The following is a 17254-nucleotide window of genomic DNA, read 5'->3' as shown; positions in this document are numbered from 1 at the left end:
GTCGCAGCGCCGGTGGAGGGGATTCTGGCGACGGCGGCGGGGTCGGGCGGTCCCGGGAGAAGGTGACCGCGGACGGGAGGCGGTACGGACCCTGACTCGGCTGGGCCCGGGAGAGCGTCATCCTAGGCGCGAACGACCCGCCTGACCAGCGGATTTCAAGGACCTCTACGGGATTGTCAGTGCCGTGGTGTGCAATGGATCTCGTGCCCGCGCTCGAAGAACCGCTCAAGAACTCGCTCGGCGCCGCCACCGCGAAGGTGATGGCCGAGCACCTCGGCCTGCACACCGTCGGGGATCTCCTGCACCACTACCCCCGCAGGTACGAGGAGCGCGGCCAGCTCACCCACCTCGCCGACCTGCCCATGGACGAGCACGTCACGGTGGTCGCCCAGGTCGCCGACGCCCGCCTGCACACCTTCGCCTCCGCCAAGGCCCCCCGGGGCAAGGGCCAGCGCCTCGAAGTGACCATCACGGACGGCAGCGGCCGCCTCCAGCTCGTCTTCTTCGGCCACGGCGTCCACAAGCCCCACAAGGACCTCCTCCCCGGCACCCGCGCCCTCTTCGCCGGCAAGGTCTCCGTCTTCAACCGCCGCCTCCAACTGGCCCACCCCGCCTACGAGCTGCTGCGCGGGGACGACGTCACCGAGACCGTCGACACCTGGGCCGGAGCCCTCATCCCGATCTATCCGGCCACCGCCAAACTGGAGTCGTGGAAGATCGCCAAGGCCGTCCAGACGGTCCTGCCGAGCGCCCAGGAGGCCGTGGACCCGCTGCCCGAGCCGCTGCGGGAGGGCAGGGGCCTGGTCTCCCTGCCGGAGGCCCTCCTGAAGATCCACCGTCCCCACACCAAGGCGGACAGGGACAGCGCCCGCGACCGCCTCAAGTGGGACGAGGCCTTCGTCCTCCAGGTCGCCCTCGCCCGCCGCCGCCACGCCGACTCCCAACTCCCCGCCGTCGCCCGCCGCCCCGCCCCCCACGGTCTCCTCACCGCCTTCGACGCCCGCCTCCCCTTCACCCTCACCGACGGCCAGCAGAAGGTCTCCCGGGAGATCTTCGACGACCTGGCCACCGAGCACCCGATGCACCGGCTGCTCCAGGGAGAGGTCGGTTCCGGCAAGACCATGGTGGCGCTGCGCGCCATGCTCGCCGTCGTCGACGCGGGCGGCCAGGCCGCGATGCTCGCGCCCACCGAGGTGCTCGCCCAGCAGCACCACCGGTCGGTGACCGAGATGATGGGCGACCTGGCGGAAGGCGGCATGCTGGGCGGCGTCGAGCACGCCACCAAGGTGGTGCTGCTCACCGGCTCCATGGGAGCGGCCGCCCGCCGTCAGGCGCTGCTCGACCTGGTCACCGGCGAGGCCGGCATCGTCATCGGCACGCACGCCTTGATCGAGGACAAGGTGCAGTTCCACGATCTGGGCCTGGTCGTCGTGGACGAACAGCACCGCTTCGGCGTCGAGCAGCGCGACGCCCTGCGCGGCAAGGGCAAACAGCCGCCCCACCTCCTCGTGATGACGGCCACCCCCATCCCGCGCACGGTCGCGATGACCGTCTTCGGCGACCTGGACACCTCGGTCCTCGACCAGCTCCCGGCCGGCCGCTCGCCCATCGCCAGCCATGTCGTCCCGGCCGCGGACAAGCCGCACTTCCTCGCCCGCGCGTGGGAGCGCGTCCGCGAGGAGGTGGAGAACGGCCACCAGGCGTACGTCGTCTGCCCCCGCATCGGGGACGACATCGACGAACCCGCAGGTTCGAGGAAGGCCGGCGGGAGGTCCCCCGAGGACGAGGCGGAGAAGCGCCCGCCCCTCGCCGTCCTCGACGTCGCCGACCAGCTCGCCAAGGGCCCGCTCCAGGGCCTGCGGGTCGAGGTCCTGCACGGCAGGATGCACCCCGACGACAAGGACGCGGTCATGCGCCGCTTCGCCGCCGGCGAGACCCATGTCCTGGTCGCCACCACGGTCATCGAGGTCGGCGTGAACGTCCCGAACGCCACCGCCATGGTGATCATGGACGCCGACCGCTTCGGCGTCTCCCAGCTCCACCAGCTGCGCGGCCGGGTGGGCCGGGGCTCCGCCGCCGGCCTCTGCCTCCTGGTCACCGAGATGCCGGAGGCGAGCCCGGCCCGTCAGCGTCTGGTCGCCGTCGCCTCCACCCTCGACGGCTTCGAACTCTCCCGCATCGACCTCGAACAGCGCCGCGAGGGCGATGTCCTCGGCCAGGCCCAGTCCGGCGCCCGCACCAGCCTGCGCATGCTGACCGTCATCGACGACGAGGAGATCATCGCGGAGGCCAGGGAGGAGGCGACCGCGGTGGTGGCGGCCGACCCGGACCTGGAGCACCTCCCGGGCCTGCGCACGGCCTTGGACGCCCTGCTGGACGAGGAGAGGGAGCAGTACCTGGACAAGGGCTGAGCTGCAGCGCGCCCGAAGGGGCGCGGGGAACTGCGCGGACAACCACGACGGACCCGCGGTCGCCTACGTCGATCGAGAGGCACCCCAGGCGAGACCGCCGCCGCCCCGCAGCCGCCCACGGCACAACGCGCCCCTCACCTCCGACTGCCAGACTGGACCCACTGTCGCCTCCTCCTCCCCAAGGACCCAAGATGACCCGCGTGATCGCCGGCGCAGCCGGCGGACGCCGCCTCGCCGTCCCGCCGGGCAACGGCACCCGCCCCACCTCCGACCGCGCGCGCGAGGGCCTCTTCTCCACCTGGGAATCCCTCCTCGGCGGCCCGCTGCACGGCGAGCGGGTCCTCGACCTGTACGCCGGCTCGGGCGCCGTCGGCCTGGAGGCACTCTCCAGAGGCGCCGGCCACACCCTCCTCGTCGAGGCCGACGCGCGAGCGGCCCGCACGATCCGGGACAACGTCAGATCGCTCGGCCTCCCCGGCGCCGAGGTGAGATCCGGCAAAGCGGAGCAGATCGTCCAGGGGCCGGCCCCGGACGAGCCGTACGGCCTCGTCTTCCTCGACCCCCCGTACGCCGTCCCGGACGACGATCTTCGAGAGATCCTGCTCACACTCCGTACCGGGGGCTGGCTCGACGGCGAAGCCCTCGTCACCGTGGAGCGCAGCACCAGAGGCGGTGAATTCGCCTGGCCGACCGGTTTCGACGCCATCAGGGCCCGTCGCTACGGCGAGGGAACGTTTTGGTACGGTCGCGCCGCCTCTCCGTGCGAAGACGCACGATGACCGGACCGGAGATCGAGGGAGCCCAAGTGCGCCGTGCCGTCTGTCCCGGGTCGTTCGACCCCATCACCAACGGACACCTCGACATCATTGGCCGCGCCTCCAAGCTGTACGACGAGGTCTACGTCGCGGTGATGATCAACAAGTCGAAGAAGGGCCTCTTCGAGGTCGAGGAGCGGATGGAGCTGATCCGCCAGGTCACCACCGAGTACGCGAACGTGCGGGTGGAGGCCTTCCACGGCCTGCTCGTCGACTTCTGCAAGCAGCGCGACATCCCGGCCATCGTCAAGGGCCTGCGCGCGGTCAGCGACTTCGACTACGAGCTGCAGATGGCCCAGATGAACATCGGCCTGTCGGGCGTGGAGACCCTCTTCGTCCCCACCAACCCCACCTACAGCTTCCTGTCGTCCTCCTTGGTCAAGGAGGTCGCGACCTGGGGCGGCGACGTCTCCCACCTGGTGCCCCCGCTCGTCCTCGAAGCCCTCGGCGAACGCCTGAAGCAGGACTGAGCGGACGAACCTCCCCCGCTGGCCGTACAGTCGACCCGACCGTCTCCAACACAGTCGTAGAGAGTGGCGAGCACACGGTGGACCACACGGTGGACGTGCAGAAGAAGCTCGACGAGATCGTCTCGGTGGTCTCCGGCGCCCGATCCATGCCCATGTCGGCCTCGTGCGTGGTCAACCGCGCCGAACTGCTCTCCCTGCTCGACGAACTGCGCGCGGCCCTGCCCGACTCCCTCGCCCAGGCGCGCGAGCTGATCGGCGACCGCGACCACATGGTCGAGCGGGCCCGCCAGGAGGCCGAGCGGATCGTCGCGAACGCGCACGCCGAGCGCGGCTCCCTGATCTCCGACACCGAGGTCGCCCGCCGCTCCCAGAACGAGGCCGACCGCATCCTCGGCGAGGCCCGCCAGGAGGCCGAGGAGGTCCGCGCCGAGGCCGACGACTACGTCGACTCCAAGCTCGCCAACTTCGAGGTCGTCCTCACCAAGACCCTCGGTTCCGTGGGCCGCGGCCGCGAGAAGCTCCTCGGCACGGGCCCCGGCCTCGACGAGCGGGGCTACGCGGACGAGGACGCCCCCGAGCGCAGTCAGGACCCCGAGACGCTGCGCAAGGACGCCGACGCCTACGTCGACGCCAAGCTCGGCGCCTTCGAGGCGGTCCTCGCCAAGACCCTGGAGGCCGTCGGCCGGGGCCGGCAGAAGCTCCACGGCCGGATCGCCACCGACGACCTCGGCGCCCTCGCCCTGCACGACGACGGCACCTCCCCGCAGCTCACCAGCGACGCCGACTACCTGGCCGAGCTCGCCAACCTCTCCGACACCCCCGCCCAGCAGTCCCGGCCCGCGCCGGAGCAGCAGTCGTACGGCGGGCAGCAGGACTCCTACCAGGCGACGGCGTACCAGCAGGATCCGTACGGCGGCTACCAGCAGCAGTACGCCCAGCCCCAGCAGGCCGCGGACCCCTACGGCTACCAGCAGGCCGACCCGTACGCGGCCGGCTACCCCCAGCAGCCCGCGTACGACCCGAACCAGGGGCACCAGGACCAGGTGCCGCAGGACCAGCAGGGATACGCGCAGCAGCAGGCGAACGTGCTCGACGAGACCAGCCTCTTCGACACCACCATGATCACGGCAGAGCAGTTGCGCCGGTACGAACAGGGCCGCTGACAGCGGATTGGGCCGATGGCGAAAGGTCCAGTATCCTGGATGTTCGGTCGCGAGTGCGTTCATGCTGTCCGCAACAGACGCCCGCGATCGAGCGCTGCCCGGAACACCAGGGGCGGCGCTCCTCCTCCGAGTCCCGAAGATCGAAAGCAGAAATGGCTCTGAACGCCCGCCTCGACCACCGCAACCCCCTCGTGTTCGACACGCACGAGCTGGGTCGGCGGCCCGGTGCGCAACAGCGCCTGACGCGCTCGGTCGACGCTCCGAAGGATCTCGGCCTCAAAGGGGTCGTCGGAGTGCCGGAAGGCGCCCCGGTGGAGCTCGAACTCCGTCTGGAGTCGGTCATGGAAGGGGTGCTTGTCACAGGCACCGCCCGTGCACTGGCCGAGGGGGAGTGCGTAAGGTGTCTGGAGCCGCTGGAGCTGGAGCTCGCAGCGGACTTCCAGGAGATGTTCTCGTACCCCGACGCCGATGAGCGGGGCCGCGTGATCGCGGAGCCCGACACCGACGCCGAGGACGACGAGGACAGGCTCTTCCTCGAGGACGGCCTGTTCGACCTCGAACCCGTGCTGCGCGATGCGGTGGTGCTCGCACTGCCGATGCAGCCGGTGTGCCAGGACGACTGCCCCGGCCTGTGCTCCGAGTGCGGAGCGCGGCTGGCGGACGACCCGGACCACCACCACGACGCCGTCGACATCCGTTGGGCGGCACTGCAGGGACTCGCCGGTTCACTCGAAGATGGCGAGAAGGACGAGTTGAGCGGCGGCGCGCTTCCATCAGCGCACGTCGACGAGAAGCAGGAGAAGTAGCCGTGGCTGTTCCGAAGCGGAAGATGTCGCGCAGCAACACGCGCCACCGCCGGTCGCAGTGGAAGGCTGCGGTCCCCACCCTGGTTGCGTGCGAGCGCTGCCACGAGCCCAAGCTGCAGCACATCGCGTGCCCGTCTTGCGGCACCTACAACAAGCGCCAGGTCCTCGAGGTCTGAGCGGCTGGTGAGAGGCTCTATGTCTGACGCCAAGGCGGAGACCAACGCCAAGAAAAAGGCGGAGAACACAGCCTCGTCCCACACGCTTCTGGAAGGGCGGCTCGGCTACAAGCTCGAGTCCGCCCTTCTGGTGCGTGCGCTGACCCACCGTTCGTACGCGTACGAGAACGGCGGTCTGCCCACCAACGAACGCCTGGAGTTCCTCGGGGACTCCGTGCTCGGTCTGGTGGTCACGGACACGCTGTATCGCACCCACCCCGACCTGCCCGAAGGCCAACTGGCCAAGCTGCGGGCCGCGGTGGTCAACTCTCGTGCGCTGGCGGAGGTGGGCCGCGGGCTCGACCTCGGTTCCTTCATCCGGCTCGGCCGCGGTGAAGAGGGCACGGGTGGCCGGGACAAGGCATCCATCCTCGCCGACACCCTCGAAGCGGTGATCGGCGCGGTCTATCTCGACCAGGGGCTCGACTCGGCGGCGGAGCTGGTGCATCGCCTGTTCGACCCGTTGATCGAGAAGTCTTCGAATCTCGGAGCCGGCCTGGACTGGAAGACCAGTCTCCAGGAGCTCACCGCGACCGAGGGGCTCGGCGTGCCCGAGTACCTGGTCACGGAGACCGGCCCCGACCACGAGAAGACCTTCACAGCTGCCGCCCGCGTCGGAGGCGTCTCGTACGGCACCGGCACCGGCCGCAGCAAGAAGGAAGCGGAGCAGCAGGCGGCCGAGTCCGCCTGGCGGGCGATCCGCTCCGCGGCGGACGAGCGGGCGAAGGTTGCGGCCGAGGCCGCGGCGCTCGTACCCGACGAATCCGTCGAGACTCCTTCGGACGCCGCCCCGGCCTGACACCGACGGCTGCCGCCCCCGGGCCCCCGCGAGGGGACGCGGGGGCGGTTTCGGTGTGTTGTCGAGTGCGGGTGGCCGGGAGCTTCTCGCGCAGTTCCCCGCGCCCCTGAAAGCCCGGACCCTGCGAGCCTGAAGGTCACGGCCTACGGGCCCGAAGGTCACGGCCTACAGGCCTGAAGGTCACGGTCTGCGGGCCTGAAGGTCACGGTCTGCGAGCCTGAAGGTCACGGCCTACGGGCCTGAAGGTCACGGCCTACGGGCCCGAAGGCCACGGCCTACGGGCCCGAAGGCCACGGCCTACGGGCCTGAAAAGCAAGGGGCGCAGCCCCTGCTTTTCAGGGGCGCGGGGAACTGCGCGAGAAGCCCCACACACCCGCACCCGACTCACGACACCACCAACCCCCCACCCCCCCGCCCAACCTCCGGAGGACCCCGTGCCAGAACTCCCCGAGGTCGAGGTCGTCCGCCGAGGCCTGGAGCGCTGGGTGGCGCACCGCACCGTCGCCGACGTCGAGGTGCTGCACCCCCGGGCGATCCGCCGTCACCTGGCCGGCCCGGAGGACTTCGCGCTCCGGCTGAAGGGCCACCGCATCGGGGAGCCCAGCAGGCGCGGCAAGTACCTGTGGCTGCCTGTGGAGGACACCGGGATCGCCGTCCTCGCCCACCTCGGCATGAGCGGCCAACTGCTCGTGCAGCCGCACGAGACGGCGGACGAGAAGCACCTGAGGATCCGCGTCCGCTTCGCGGACGACCTCCGCACCGAACTCCGCTTCGTCGACCAACGCACCTTCGGCGGACTGTCGTTGCACGACACCACCCCCGACGGCCTGCCGGACGTCATCGCGCACATCGCCCGCGATCCCCTCGACCCGCTGTTCGACGCGGAGGCCTTCCACCAGGCGCTGCGTCGGAAGCGTACGACCATCAAACGGGCCCTGCTGGACCAGTCGTTGATCAGCGGGGTCGGCAACATCTACGCCGACGAGGCGCTCTGGCGGTCGAGGCTGCACTACGAGCGCCCCACCGCCGGCTTCACCCGCCCCCGCACCACCGAACTCCTCGGCCACGTACGGGACGTGATGAACGGGGCCCTCGCGGTGGGCGGCACGAGCTTCGACAGCCTGTACGTCAACGTGAACGGCGAGTCGGGGTACTTCGACCGCTCACTGGACGCGTACGGCCGCGAGGGCCTGCCCTGCCGCCGCTGCGCCACACCGATGCGGCGGCGGCCCTGGATGAACAGGTCCAGCTACTTCTGCCCGACGTGTCAGCGGGCCCCGCGCGCCTCGTCGTAGCGCGCACGGGCCTTGAGCACGTCCTCCATGCGGTCCTCCACACAGGTGATGAGGGACAGCAGGCGCTCGGAGACCTCGCGGCCGAGCGGAGTGAGGCTGTAGTCGACGCGGGGCGGGTTGGTGGGCTGGGCCTCGCGGTGCACCAGGCCGTCCCGCTCCAGGGCGTGCAGGGTCTGGGAGAGCATCTTCTCGCTGACGCCGTCGACGCGGCGCCGCAGCTCGTTGAACCGGAGCGAGCTGTCGTGCAACGCGCCCAACGTGAGTCCGCCCCAGCGGCCGGTGATGTGCTCCAGGGTGCCCCGCGACGGGCAGTTCCTGGCGAACACGTCGAAGGCCAGCTGATCGAGGTTCCAGGCGTCCGCGCCCGCGGCGGCCTGCGCGGGCGTCACGGCACTCTGCGCGGCTGATTCCATACGCCGAGCATACTCCGACGCAGCGCTAACCAGAAGGTCGCACTAACTTCTGGTTAGCGGGTGTCTTCCGGGCGATGTCTCAGTAGCCGAAGTCCTGCGTCCACCACGGTCCGCCGTCGCCCAGGTGGACACCGACGCCGAGGGTTTTGAAGTCGCAGTTCAGGATGTTCGCCTTGTGGCCGGGGCTGTTCATCCAGGCCTCCATGACCGCCTCGGCGGTGGCCTGGCCGCGGGCGATGTTCTCGCCGCCCAGCCCGGTGATCCCGAGGGCCGCCGCACGGTCCCACGGGTCGGCGCCGTCGGGGTCCGTGTGGTCGAAGAAGGCGCGGAGCGCCATGTCCTTGCTGAAGGTCTCGGCCAGCCGGGAAAGGTCGCTGTCGGCCGCCACCGGGCTGCAGCCGGCCTTCGCCCGCTCCTCGTTGACGAGCAGGAGGACCGCGGCCTCGGCCTGGGTCTCGGTGGAGATCTCCACCGGAGACGTCTTCTCCTTCTCCTTCTCCTTGCCCTTCTCCTTGGTGGGCTCGGAGGACGGCGTCCTGGTCTTCTCGGAGCCGGAGCCCTTGCCCGCCTTGTCGGAAGGAGCCTTCTCGGACGGGGTCCGCGAGGGGGCCGGGGTGCTGGACGGCGAGGCCTCGCGCTCGGCGTCACGGCTGGTGGACTCGTCCTCGCGCTGTTCCTGCGCGGCGCCGTCCGTACCGCCCTGCTGGGTGGCCGCACCGGTCGGCGAGCCGGCGGGCACCACCGTCTCGTTGCTGCTGCCCCCGCTGACCGCGTACTTGTCGCCGCCCGGCAGCACCCCGGTGGCCACCGCGACGGTGCCGAGGGCGACGGCGGCGGAGACACCGAGAAGGCCGGTCTTCACCGGGGTCACGGTCCGCTTCTTGCGGCGGCGCGAGCCACCGCCGCGCGCTGCGGCCTGGGCGTCGGCCTCCAGGACCGCGGCGAACCCGTACAGGTTCTCCGGACCGTAGTGGGGCTCTTCGGAAGTGAAGCCCGTGTCGGTGACCCCGGCGGCGCGGCCCCCCCTGGCGGCGCGGCCGGCGGCGGAGCGTCGGTGGCGTCCCATGTCTTGGCCTTCCTCGTCCTTGCGGTGTCCTGCGTCAACGTTGGGGGTGTTGTCAACGTTGTGATCGTCGCCTTCACGAATCTCACACGAAGGAGTGAGTTTCATATGAGATTCATTGGGTCGGGACGGTACAGCATGGCGCCGGGGGAGGGAGAGACCCGTGGGACATTGGCCCGTTAGCGTGCAGGCATGAGCGAGGATGTACGGCTGGTCACCTGGGTCCGCGGACGGGTGCAAGGGGTGGGTTTCCGCTGGTTCACGCGGGCTCGGGCGCTGGAGATCGGCGGACTGAGTGGTTTTGCTCTCAATTTGGCCGACGGACGGGTCCAGGTGGTCGCCGAAGGCCCCCGCGAGGCGTGCGAAGGGCTCCTGGGGTGGCTCCAGAGTGACGACACGCCCGGGCGCGTGGACGGCGTCACCGAGATCTGGGACACACCCCGAGGGGGCTACGACGGCTTCGCCATCCGCTGACCGTGTCGTGCGGAGCGGGCTGGGTGAGGGGGAGCGGTGCGCCACCGGCATATGCCAGGAGCATGCACACAACAGAAATGTGCAGGTGATTGCCAAGGCGGGTTTGTCATGGCACTCTCCGAAGAGACGATGATCCCCTCGCTCCGCCGGTCAGGAGAGGTCCCCGAACCGCCGCAGCGTCGCCCGCTCGGGGCCGCGCGGCAGAGGGATGCCCGTCAATGCGGGGCGTGATCGTGTTGACCGTCAAACTTTTTGGTGAGACGCTAAAAGCAACCCCGCGCACCTTAGCTGTTTGGCATGAAGACGGCAGCAAAAACTCAACAGTGCCAAGCATCGCGGGTGCGATTCCCTCACGACCCACACCGCTTCGGTCGGTCACTCAGTGTGGAGGACCATCCATCATGGCAAAGGCGCTTCTCGGTTACGTCGGCGGCTCCGACCCGCGACTCCTCGCCGAGATGCGACGGCTCCAGCAGCGTGTCCAGGACCTGGAATCCGAGCTCGGACGCATCCAGGCGGAGAACGACGCGCTGACGGCTGCCGCTTCTCACGACTCGCTCATGGAGCTCGACGCACGCCAGGCGGAGCCTGCGCTCACCTGATCACTGCATCGCACACGACAGACAGCAGTGGTTGGGCTGCCCGTATCAACCGCTAAGTTGTCAGATCTGCAAGGGACGCCTTCTCACGAGGCGTCCCTTCTTTCTTTCCCGACCCCTCGACCGGCGTCCCTGACCGACGCCCGACTCCTTGACGTGTCCGAAGACCGACGACCCCCGGAAGACTGCAGAAGAACCCCCGAACTTCCTCACACTCCTTAACGTCTGATGTGCCCTGCACGTTCATGTGCGAAACCGCGCGTTCATGGAGTGGGACAAGGCCGGAAGGTAGAGTCCGGCGGCGTGCACCTCAAGGCCCTGACCCTCCGCGGGTTCAAGTCGTTCGCCTCGGCGACCACGCTCCGGTTCGAGCCGGGCATCACGTGCGTCGTCGGACCGAACGGCTCGGGCAAGTCCAACGTCGTGGACGCGCTCAGCTGGGTCATGGGCGAACAGGGCGCGAAATCACTGCGCGGCGGCAAGATGGAGGACGTCATCTTCGCCGGCACCACCGGGCGCCCCCCGCTCGGCCGCGCCGAGGTGTCCCTGACCATCGACAACTCCGACGGGGCCCTGCCCATCGAGTACGCCGAGGTCACGATCACGCGGATCATGTTCCGCAACGGCGGCAGCGAGTACCAGATCAACGGTGACACCTGCCGCCTCCTCGACATCCAGGACCTGCTCTCCGACTCCGGCATCGGCCGCGAGATGCACGTCATCGTCGGCCAGGGCCAGCTCGACTCCGTCCTGCACGCCGACCCCATGGGCCGCCGCGCCTTCATCGAGGAGGCCGCCGGAGTCCTCAAGCACCGCAAGCGCAAGGAGAAGGCGCTGCGGAAACTGGACGCCATGCAGGCCAACCTGGCCCGCGTCCAGGACCTCACCGACGAACTCCGCCGCCAGCTCAAGCCGCTGGGACGGCAGGCCGCCGTCGCCCGCCGGGCCGCGGTCATCCAGGCGGACCTGCGGGACGCACGGCTGCGGCTGCTGGCCGACGACCTCGTACGGCTCCAGGCGGCGCTGCGCACCGAGGTCGCCGACGAGGCCGCGCTCAAAGCGCGCAAGGAGGCCGCCGAGACCGAGCTGAAGAAGGCGCTCCTGCGCGAGTCCCAACTGGAGGGCGAGGTACGGCGGCTGGCCCCGCGCCTCCAGCGGGCCCAGGAGACCTGGTACGAACTGTCGCAGCTCGCCGAACGCGTGCGCGGCACGATCTCCCTGGCCGACGCCCGGGTCAAGAGCGCCACGTCCGCCTCCCCCGAGGAGCGGCGCGGCCGCGACCCCGAGGACATGGAGCGCGAGGCCGCCCGCGTCCGCGAACAGGAGGCCGAACTCGAAGCGGCCCTGGAGGCGGCCGAGCGCGCCCTGGAGGACACGGTCGAGCACCGGGCCGAGCTGGAGCGCGAACTGATGGTCGAGGAGCGCCGGCTGAAGGACGTGGCCCGGTCCATCGCCGACCGCCGCGAGAGCCTCGCCCGGCTGAACGGCCAGGTCAACGCCGCCCGCTCTCGTGCGGCCTCCGCCCAGGCCGAGATCGACCGGCTCGCCGCGGCCCGTGACGAGGCACAGGAGCGTGCCGTCACCGCCCAGGAGGAGTACGAGGCGCTGCAGGCCGAGGTCGACGGCCTCGACGCCGGCGACTCCGAACTGGCCGAGCTGCACGACGCCGCCAAGCGCGCCCTCGCCGAGGCCGAGTCCGCCGTCACCGCGGCCCGGGAGGCCACCACCACCGTCGAGCGCCGCCGCGCCGCCACCCAGGCCCGCCATGAAGCCCTCGCGCTGGGCCTGCGCCGCAAGGACGGCACGGGCGCGCTGCTCGCCGCGAAGGACCGGCTCGGTGGTCTGCTGGGGCCGGCCGCCGGGCTGCTGACGGTCACTCCCGGCCACGAGGTCGCCCTGGCGGCGGCCTTCGGCGCGGCGGCCGACGCGATCGCCGTGACCACCCCCGCCTCGGCCGCCGAGGCCATCCGTCTGCTGCGCAAACAGGACGCGGGGCGGGCCGCACTGCTGCTGGCGGGGGCACCGGAGGACCCGGAGCCGTCCCGGAGGGACGCGGGGGACCGCGCGACCGGTCTAGGCGAAGCCGCGCGCGGGCCCCGGCCGCTCCCCGCGTCCCCCACCGCACACGTCGCGGCCGACCTCGTCCGCGGCCCCTCCGACCTCATGCCCGCCGTACGCCGCCTGCTTCACCGCGTCGTCGTGGTCGACACCCTCGAAGACGCCGAGGAGCTCGTCTACGCGCGCCCCGACCTCACCGCCGTCACCGCCGAGGGCGACCTCCTCGGGGCGCACTTCGCGCACGGCGGGTCCGCCGGCGCGCCCAGCCTGCTGGAGGTGCAGGCGTCCGTCGACGAGGCGGCGGCGGAGTTGGAGGAACTGGCCGTACGGTGCGAGGAGTTGGCCGAGGTCCAGCGGAGCGCGGTCGAGTCGCGGCGGGACCGGGCCGCGCTCGTGGAGGAGCTGGGCGAGCGGCGCCGGGCTGCCGAGCGGGAGAAGTCCGCGGTCGCCCAGCAGCTCGGGCGGCTGGCCGGGCAGGCGCGGGGCGCCGCCGGGGAGGCCGAGCGGTCCACGGCCGCCGCCGTACGCGCCCAGGACGCGCTCGACAGGGCCATGGAGGAAGCCGAGGAACTGGCCGAACGGCTCGCGGTGGCCGAGGAGATGCCCGTGGAGGAGGAGCCGGACACCTCCGTACGGGACCGGCTCGCGGCGGACGGGGCCAACGCGCGCCAGACCGAGATGGAGGCCCGGCTCCAGGTGCGGACGCACGAGGAGCGGGTCAAGGGGCTCGCGGGGCGCGCGGACTCGCTCGACCGGGCCGCGCGCGCCGAGCGCGAGGCGCGGGCGCGCGCCGAGCAGCGCAGAGCCCGGCTGCGGCACGAGGCGGCCGTCGCCGAAGCCGTCGCGTCCGGCGCCCGGCAACTGCTCAGCCATGTCGAGGTCTCCCTCGCCCGGGCGGCGGAGGAACGCACCGCCGCCGACGCCGCCAAGGCGCGCCGGGAGCAGGAGCTCGCGCGGGCCCGTGGCGAGGGGCGCGATCTCAAGGCCGAGATGGACAAGCTGACCGACTCCGTCCACCGGGGAGAGGTGCTCGGCGCCGAGAAGCGGATGCGGATCGAGCAGCTGGAGACCAAGGCGCTGGAGGAGCTGGGCGTCGAGCCGGAGGGGCTGGTCGCGGAGTACGGGCCCGACCAGCTCGTACCGCCGTCGCCGCCGGCCGAGGGCGAGGAGCTGCCGGAGGACCCGGAGCACCCCCGCAACCAGCCGAAGACCTTCCACCGGGCCGAGCAGGAGAAGCGGCTCCGGGCGGCCGAGCGGGCATACCAGCAGCTCGGCAAGGTCAATCCGCTGGCGCTGGAGGAGTTCGCGGCGCTGGAGGAGCGGCACAAGTTCCTCAGCGAGCAGCTGGAGGATCTGAAGAAGACCCGCGCCGACCTGCTCCAGGTGGTCAAGGAGGTCGACGAACGCGTCGAGCAGGTCTTCACCGAGGCCTTCTGGGACACCGCACGGGAGTTCGAGGGGGTGTTCTCCCGGCTCTTCCCCGGCGGGGAGGGGCGGCTGATCCTCACCGACCCGGACAACATGCTCACCACGGGCGTGGACGTCGAGGCCCGGCCGCCGGGCAAGAAGGTCAAGCGGCTGTCGCTGCTCTCCGGCGGTGAGCGGTCGCTGACCGCCGTCGCGATGCTCGTGTCGATCTTCAAGGCCCGCCCCAGCCCCTTCTATGTGATGGACGAGGTCGAGGCGGCCCTCGACGACACCAATCTGCAGCGGCTGATCCGGATCATGCAGGAGCTGCAGGAGGCCTCACAGCTGATCGTGATCACCCACCAGAAGCGGACGATGGAGGTCGCCGACGCGCTGTATGGCGTGTCGATGCAGGGTGACGGTGTGTCGAAGGTCATCAGCCAGCGGCTGCGTTAGCCGTTCCGGTCCACGGGTAGACGAGCGCCGTCGCGGGGTTCCCCGCGTCTGTACCGGGTCTCGGTTCAGTCTCTTCAATACTTGAATCCAAACTCCTCACCGGCTCGCCGCATCCCCCACAAAGGCATCCCCTACCCCTCTATTGACTTCGAAACTTGAAGGCATATTCTCTGCGGCGTTGCCTTTACCTTCAAAGCGGAAGGTTCCCCCACGTGACCAGCACTGCGCAGACGTCCAAGTCAGGAGCGCGCGAAGGCCAGCCCGACCATCTCTCGCACGTGATCTTCATCGCGGCGGCGGCCGCGATGGGCGGTTTCCTCTTCGGCTACGACAGTGCCGTGATCAACGGCGCCGTCGAAGCCATCCGGCACCGCTACGACATCGGCTCCACGGCTCTGGCCCAGGTCATCGCCGTCGCGCTCATCGGCTGCGCCGTCGGCGCGGCCACGGCCGGCCGGATAGCCGACCGCATCGGCCGTATCCGGTGCATGCAGATAGCGGCGGCCCTCTTCACAGTGAGCGCCGTCGGCTCGGCGCTCCCCTTCGCGCTGTACGACCTCGCCTTCTGGCGGATCGTCGGCGGCTTCGCCATCGGCATGGCGTCGGTCATCGGCCCCGCCTACATCGCCGAGGTCGCCCCGCCCGCCTACCGGGGACGGCTCGGCTCGTTCCAGCAGGCCGCGATCGTCGTCGGTATCGCCATCTCCCAGCTGGTCAACTGGGGCATCCTGAACGCCGCCGACGGCGACCAGCGCGGTGAGCTGCTCGGCCTGGAGGCCTGGCAGATCATGCTCGGCGTCATGGTCGTCCCGGCCGTGCTGTACGGCCTGCTCTCCTTCGCGATCCCCGAGTCCCCGCGCTTCCTGATCTCCGTCGGCAGGGACGAGCGCGCCCGTGAGGTGCTCGCCGAGGTCGAGGGCAAGGACGTCGACCTGGACGCCCGGGTCGCCGAGATCGAGTCGGCCATGCACCGCGAGCACAAGTCGACCTTCAAGGACCTGCTCGGCGGCAGCTTCCTCTTCAAGCCGATCGTCTGGATCGGCATCGGACTGTCGGTCTTCCAGCAGTTCGTCGGCATCAACGTCGCCTTCTACTACTCCGCGACGCTCTGGCAGTCCGTCGGCGTCGACCCGAGCGAGTCGTTCTTCTACTCCTTCACGACCTCGATCATCAACATCGTCGGCACCGTCATCGCGATGATCTTCGTGGACCGGATCGGCCGCAAGCCGCTCGCCCTGATCGGCTCCGTCGGCATGGTCGTGGGCCTGGCGCTGGAGGCCTGGGCCTTCTCCTTCGACCTCGTCGACGGCAAGCTCCCCGCCACGCAGGGCTGGGTCGCCCTGGTCGCAGCCCATGTCTTCGTCCTCTTCTTCGCCCTCTCCTGGGGTGTGGTCGTCTGGGTCATGCTCGGCGAGATGTTCCCGAACCGGCTGCGTGCCGCCGCCCTGGGCGTGGCCGCCTCCGCGCAGTGGATCGCCAACTGGGCCATCACCGCCAGCTTCCCGTCCCTGGCCGACTGGAACCTCTCGGTGACGTACGTGATCTACACGGTCTTTGCCGCGCTCTCCATCCCCTTCGTGCTCAAGTTCGTGAAGGAGACGAAGGGCAAGGCGCTGGAGGAGATGGGCTAGCCCGTCGGCCACCCGCATCCCCGAGTTCGAGGAGAGGGGCCACATCCCCGCCGCCCCTCTCCTCGTACCCCTTCGAGCTCAGCAGCCGAGTTGCTCAGCAGCCGAGTTGCTCGGCAGCCGAGTTGCTTCAGCCGTCGAGACGCGGCAGCACCCGCTCGGCGAACAGGCGCAGCCCCCGCCGGCCCTCCTCGACCGGCATCCCGCCGGCCAGCGGATGCAGGACGTAGGTGTCCAGGCCCAGCGCCACGCACTCGTCCGGCGTGACGATCCGGTACACGCCCTCCGCCCGCAGCTCCGCCACCGTCGCCGCCCCCGACCGCACCGCCGAGCGGATGCCGGCCGACTGCCAGGAGGCGTAGGTGCGCGCCTCGTGCAGGAAGTGCGCGCCGTACTCGGCCCACGCCCGGTCCGGATCCTCCGCGACGTGCAGCAGCGGGGTCTCGGCGGCGGGCATCATCGTCCACCCCTCGGTGCCGTACTCCACGAGCCGCTCCTTGTAGTACGCCTCCAGCTCCGGCAGGTGCGCGCTCGGGAAGAAGGGGAGCCCGAGCCGGGCCGCCCTGCGGGCAGCGGCCTTCGACGAGCCGCCGACCAGCAGCAGCGGATGCGGCTCGGTCCCCGGACGCGGGGTGACCCGGACCGTGCGCCCCCGATACGCGAACGGCTCACCCGTCCACGCCCGCAGCAGCGTCTCCAGCACCTCGTCCTGGAGCTTCCCGCGACTCTTCCAGTCGACGTCGAACTGCGCGTACTCCTGCGGCCGGTACCCGATCCCGGCGACGGTCACCAGCCGTCCGCCGCTCACCAGATCCAGTACGGCGATGTCCTCGGCCAGCCGCAGCGGGTCGTGCAGCGGGCCGATCACCGCCGACACCGTGACCGCGATCCGACGGGTGGCCCCGAACACGGCTCCCGCGAACACGAACGGCGACGGCAGCCAGTTGTTCTCGACCCCGTGGTGCTCCTCCGTCTGGATGGTGGAGATGCCCTGCTCATCGGCGTACGCGGCCATCTCCAGGGCGGCCCGGTAGCGGGCCCGGAGCGAGGCGGGCGTGGCGCCGGGCTCGACCAGATTGAAACGGACGACCGTGACGGGCATGGGGGACCCCCTTCGGGCGACTGTGGAGGGGGACGTTAGCTGACGGCTCGTCAGGTATCCAGGGGCGAGGAAGGGCAGCG

Annotated in this window: 15 protein-coding genes; 12 read left to right on the top strand and 3 right to left on the bottom strand. The window is 70.6% G+C overall.

Features of this window, described 5'->3' with window-relative positions:
- The first annotated feature begins 194 nt into the window (after positions 1–194).
- The 8 genes from recG (at position 195) to mutM (ending at position 7974) form a co-directional block, all read left to right on the top strand.
- Positions 195–2411, top strand: a complete 2217-nt coding sequence (gene recG / locus ACWCRJ_RS32240; RefSeq protein WP_450942604.1) for an ATP-dependent DNA helicase RecG — start codon at positions 195–197, stop codon at positions 2409–2411.
- A gap of 191 nt (positions 2412–2602) precedes the next feature.
- The gene (gene rsmD, locus ACWCRJ_RS32235; protein ID WP_450942603.1) at positions 2603–3190 is read left to right on the top strand and encodes a 16S rRNA (guanine(966)-N(2))-methyltransferase RsmD; all 588 of its coding nucleotides are present in this window, start codon (positions 2603–2605) and stop codon (positions 3188–3190) included.
- A gap of 26 nt (positions 3191–3216) precedes the next feature.
- Entirely contained in the window at positions 3217–3696 is a 480-nt protein-coding gene (gene coaD / locus ACWCRJ_RS32230) for a pantetheine-phosphate adenylyltransferase (protein WP_450942622.1), read from the top strand.
- An 89-nt stretch (positions 3697–3785) separates the two neighbouring features.
- Positions 3786–4859, top strand: a complete 1074-nt coding sequence (locus ACWCRJ_RS32225) for a cell division initiation protein (protein ID WP_450942621.1) — start codon at positions 3786–3788, stop codon at positions 4857–4859.
- A gap of 152 nt (positions 4860–5011) precedes the next feature.
- On the top strand, positions 5012–5665 hold the full coding sequence (locus tag ACWCRJ_RS32220) for a YceD family protein (RefSeq protein WP_005479851.1): 654 nt from the start codon (positions 5012–5014) through the stop codon (positions 5663–5665).
- 2 nt (positions 5666–5667) lie between these two features.
- On the top strand, positions 5668–5841 hold the full coding sequence (gene rpmF, locus ACWCRJ_RS32215) for a 50S ribosomal protein L32 (protein WP_007493396.1): 174 nt from the start codon (positions 5668–5670) through the stop codon (positions 5839–5841).
- A gap of 19 nt (positions 5842–5860) precedes the next feature.
- Positions 5861–6679, top strand: a complete 819-nt coding sequence (gene rnc, locus ACWCRJ_RS32210; RefSeq protein WP_450942602.1) for a ribonuclease III — start codon at positions 5861–5863, stop codon at positions 6677–6679.
- A gap of 434 nt (positions 6680–7113) precedes the next feature.
- Positions 7114–7974 (top strand): bifunctional DNA-formamidopyrimidine glycosylase/DNA-(apurinic or apyrimidinic site) lyase, encoded by an 861-nt coding sequence (gene mutM, locus ACWCRJ_RS32205; RefSeq protein WP_450942601.1) that lies wholly within the window; start codon positions 7114–7116, stop codon positions 7972–7974.
- Here the strand turns inward: mutM and ACWCRJ_RS32200 are convergent.
- Both ACWCRJ_RS32200 and ACWCRJ_RS32195 read right to left on the bottom strand, forming a co-directional pair.
- Entirely contained in the window at positions 7947–8387 is a 441-nt protein-coding gene (locus tag ACWCRJ_RS32200) for a winged helix-turn-helix transcriptional regulator (RefSeq protein ID WP_237547573.1), read from the bottom strand. The genes mutM and ACWCRJ_RS32200 overlap by 28 nt on opposite strands.
- A 79-nt stretch (positions 8388–8466) precedes the next feature.
- Positions 8467–9453: a CAP domain-containing protein gene (locus ACWCRJ_RS32195; protein WP_450942600.1), complete on the bottom strand. Its 987-nt coding sequence runs from the start codon at positions 9451–9453 to the stop codon at positions 8467–8469.
- A gap of 189 nt (positions 9454–9642) precedes the next feature.
- Between ACWCRJ_RS32195 and ACWCRJ_RS32190 the strand changes: the two genes are divergently transcribed.
- From ACWCRJ_RS32190 to ACWCRJ_RS32175, 4 genes are all read left to right on the top strand, one after another.
- Positions 9643–9924, top strand: a complete 282-nt coding sequence (locus ACWCRJ_RS32190; protein WP_005479842.1) for an acylphosphatase — start codon at positions 9643–9645, stop codon at positions 9922–9924.
- A 401-nt stretch (positions 9925–10325) separates the two neighbouring features.
- Positions 10326–10526, top strand: a complete 201-nt coding sequence (locus ACWCRJ_RS32185; protein ID WP_005479841.1) for a hypothetical protein — start codon at positions 10326–10328, stop codon at positions 10524–10526.
- A gap of 300 nt (positions 10527–10826) precedes the next feature.
- A complete protein-coding gene (smc, locus tag ACWCRJ_RS32180) occupies positions 10827–14444 on the top strand; it encodes a chromosome segregation protein SMC (RefSeq protein ID WP_450942599.1) in 3618 nt (1205 codons plus the stop codon).
- Positions 14445–14656: 212 nt separating this feature from the next.
- Positions 14657–16075, top strand: coding sequence for a sugar porter family MFS transporter (locus ACWCRJ_RS32175; protein WP_450942598.1), 1419 nt, complete (start codon positions 14657–14659; stop codon positions 16073–16075).
- A gap of 127 nt (positions 16076–16202) precedes the next feature.
- On the opposite strand, the gene ACWCRJ_RS32170 is transcribed toward ACWCRJ_RS32175, so the two are convergent.
- Positions 16203–17174, bottom strand: a complete 972-nt coding sequence (locus tag ACWCRJ_RS32170) for an LLM class flavin-dependent oxidoreductase (RefSeq protein ID WP_450942597.1) — start codon at positions 17172–17174, stop codon at positions 16203–16205.
- Positions 17175–17254 lie beyond the last annotated feature (80 nt).

This window comes from Streptomyces sp. NPDC002324 (assembly GCF_053593335.1).
Note: the sequence above shows the minus strand (reverse complement) of the source record. Positions and strands in the feature narration are given on the sequence as shown.

What these genes read in the sequence shown, in the direction of transcription:
- ACWCRJ_RS32200 (WP_237547573.1), bottom strand. Translation starts at nt 8,387, where the DNA reads ATGGAATCAGCCGCGCAGAGTGCCGTGACGCCCGCGCAGGCCGCCGCG.
- recG (WP_450942604.1), top strand. Translation starts at nt 195, where the DNA reads ATGGATCTCGTGCCCGCGCTCGAAGAACCGCTCAAGAACTCGCTCGGC.
- rsmD (WP_450942603.1), top strand. Translation starts at nt 2,603, where the DNA reads ATGACCCGCGTGATCGCCGGCGCAGCCGGCGGACGCCGCCTCGCCGTC.
- rnc (WP_450942602.1), top strand. Translation starts at nt 5,861, where the DNA reads ATGTCTGACGCCAAGGCGGAGACCAACGCCAAGAAAAAGGCGGAGAAC.
- ACWCRJ_RS32190 (WP_005479842.1), top strand. Translation starts at nt 9,643, where the DNA reads ATGAGCGAGGATGTACGGCTGGTCACCTGGGTCCGCGGACGGGTGCAA.
- ACWCRJ_RS32185 (WP_005479841.1), top strand. Translation starts at nt 10,326, where the DNA reads ATGGCAAAGGCGCTTCTCGGTTACGTCGGCGGCTCCGACCCGCGACTC.
- ACWCRJ_RS32195 (WP_450942600.1), bottom strand. Translation starts at nt 9,453, where the DNA reads ATGGGACGCCACCGACGCTCCGCCGCCGGCCGCGCCGCCAGGGGGGGC.
- ACWCRJ_RS32170 (WP_450942597.1), bottom strand. Translation starts at nt 17,174, where the DNA reads ATGCCCGTCACGGTCGTCCGTTTCAATCTGGTCGAGCCCGGCGCCACG.
- ACWCRJ_RS32220 (WP_005479851.1), top strand. Translation starts at nt 5,012, where the DNA reads ATGGCTCTGAACGCCCGCCTCGACCACCGCAACCCCCTCGTGTTCGAC.